2 protein-coding genes are annotated in these 1773 nt (G+C 46.5%); both read left to right on the top strand.

All coding sequences use genetic code 11. The features are described 5' to 3' along the window. Window positions 1-178: 178 nt before the first annotated feature. The gene (locus R7070_RS24710; protein ID WP_318141343.1) at window positions 179-1624 is read left to right on the top strand and encodes an MSHA biogenesis protein MshI; all 1446 of its coding nucleotides are present in this window, start codon (window positions 179-181) and stop codon (window positions 1622-1624) included. Continuing rightward, on the top strand, window positions 1621-1773 hold a 153-nt coding region (gspM, locus tag R7070_RS24705), incomplete at its 3' end, for a type II secretion system protein GspM (RefSeq protein ID WP_411912994.1). The genes R7070_RS24710 and gspM, both read left to right, overlap by 4 nt.

The following is a 1773-nucleotide window of genomic DNA, read 5'->3' as shown; positions in this document are numbered from 1 at the left end:
AGAATCAACAAGAGCTAAACACGCTTCTTGAATTAGGTGTGTACGGCGGACAAGGACGCTATTTTTCTGCAGAGCAGCAATATCTTCCTCGCCCACAAACAGCGCAACATTCTCAATCAGAATCCCAAGTTAAATTGGGAAGACGAAATCGCTGGCGGAAAAAATAAAGATAATAATCATGGAATTTAAAGCAGTATTCGACAAGCTGATGCGATCATCTGGTGGTGGTCGCTCTTGTTTTTTGGTTATTCAGCCAGACGCAGTTTATTTATCATCACCAGCTAAAAGTGGCCGTCCGTCTCAGTTTGAAATTTCTGAATCAAATTGGGAACGCGCTGTTGAGCAAGCGTTAAGCGTGGCCGCGAGCGCTTATGATTCTCTGACCGTAGTGCTGTCACACAACTACTATCAGATGTATCAAATCGACAAGCCAGCCATGCCACGCCAAGAGTGGTCGGCGGCGCTGCCGTTTTTACTCAAAGAGCTTATTTCTGAGCGTGCCATCGACATCATCGCTGATGCGGCAGAGCTACCAAACTCAAGTAAAGTGCAAGCTTATGTTTTATCAAGAAAGATGCTTGATAAAATTGTGCTACTGGCTAGTCGTGCTCAATTGCCGTTAGAAGCGATCATTCCGGAAGATGATGTTTGGGGTGATACCGCTGGTGAGCTTGGTAACTTTTTGTTGCTGCAACGCAGCGCGCGTGGGCATTTCCGCATCAGTGCTTTTGTTGAGCACACCATTGCATTTCATCGTTCGATTCGTAGCGTGACACCTCCTCTTACTGGCGTACCGTCAAGCGAGCTGCAGATGGACAGTTTGTCTCTGGAGCTGCAACGTTCGATAGATTACCTCTCTGCTCAGCTTCGTCAGGTTCAGTTACACCAATTGAAAGTGTGCTGTGATGAAGAAGATGAGAACGAATTGGTTCAGTCGCTTAACTACCGCTTAAGCACCAAAGTGTCGTCACTACTGCCTGAAGAACATGAACTCTCTGGTCATGTGCTTGCGGATGCGGCGGCGGCGTCTACAAATCGACGCGTCAATCTATATCCTGATCATTTAAAGCCGAAAAAAGATCTCCTTACGCTAAAAAATGTGGCGATTTCTTGGGGCGCGGCTGCGGCTGTGATTCTGTTGTCTTACGGCTACGTGTCTTGGCAAAGTGAAGGTTTGGAAGATGAAATCGCGATTGTGAAAGGCAAGGGCGATATTCTTAAATCTGACTTAGATTACTACCAAGTGAAGCTGCGAAAGCATCAGCCTGATCCAAATAAGTTAGCGGCCAAAGCGCGTCTAGAGCGTGAAGTCAAAGCTAAGCGAGATTCCTTGAAAGCGGTGGGCAAGTACGATGATTCGCAACGCACGGGTTACTCAGGTGTGATGCAGTCATTAGCAAAATTGGGCAACCAAGAAATCTCTTTATCCGAAATTCGCATCAACAACAACATCTTGGATTTAAAAGGCTTAGCGAAAGCTCCGAGTTCAGTGCCGAGTTGGGTAAGCCAGTTCAAGAATGAGATCAGTCTTGTTGGGAGAACATTTGACGACGTGAAAATCGGTCGCAATGAGAAAGACATAGTGACGTTTGAGTTGAAAACGCGCGAGGATAAAGAGAAATGAACGAATTCTGGAGCTCATTAGAAGAGCGCTTTGGAGACATGAGCGCGCGCGAGAAAATGCTGGTGGCGCTGTGCGGCCTCGTGACTGTAGTTATGTTGCTGTTTACGTTGGTGCTAGAACCTAAGCTCAATCAGATCTCAAACAATGAA

This window comes from Vibrio sp. 1557, from assembly GCF_033340175.1.
GTDB classification, from domain to species: Bacteria; Pseudomonadota; Gammaproteobacteria; order Enterobacterales; family Vibrionaceae; genus Vibrio; species Vibrio alginolyticus.
Note: the sequence above shows the minus strand (reverse complement) of the source record. Positions and strands in the feature narration are given on the sequence as shown.

What these genes read in the sequence shown, in the direction of transcription:
- R7070_RS24710 (WP_318141343.1), top strand. Translation starts at nt 179, where the DNA reads ATGGAATTTAAAGCAGTATTCGACAAGCTGATGCGATCATCTGGTGGT.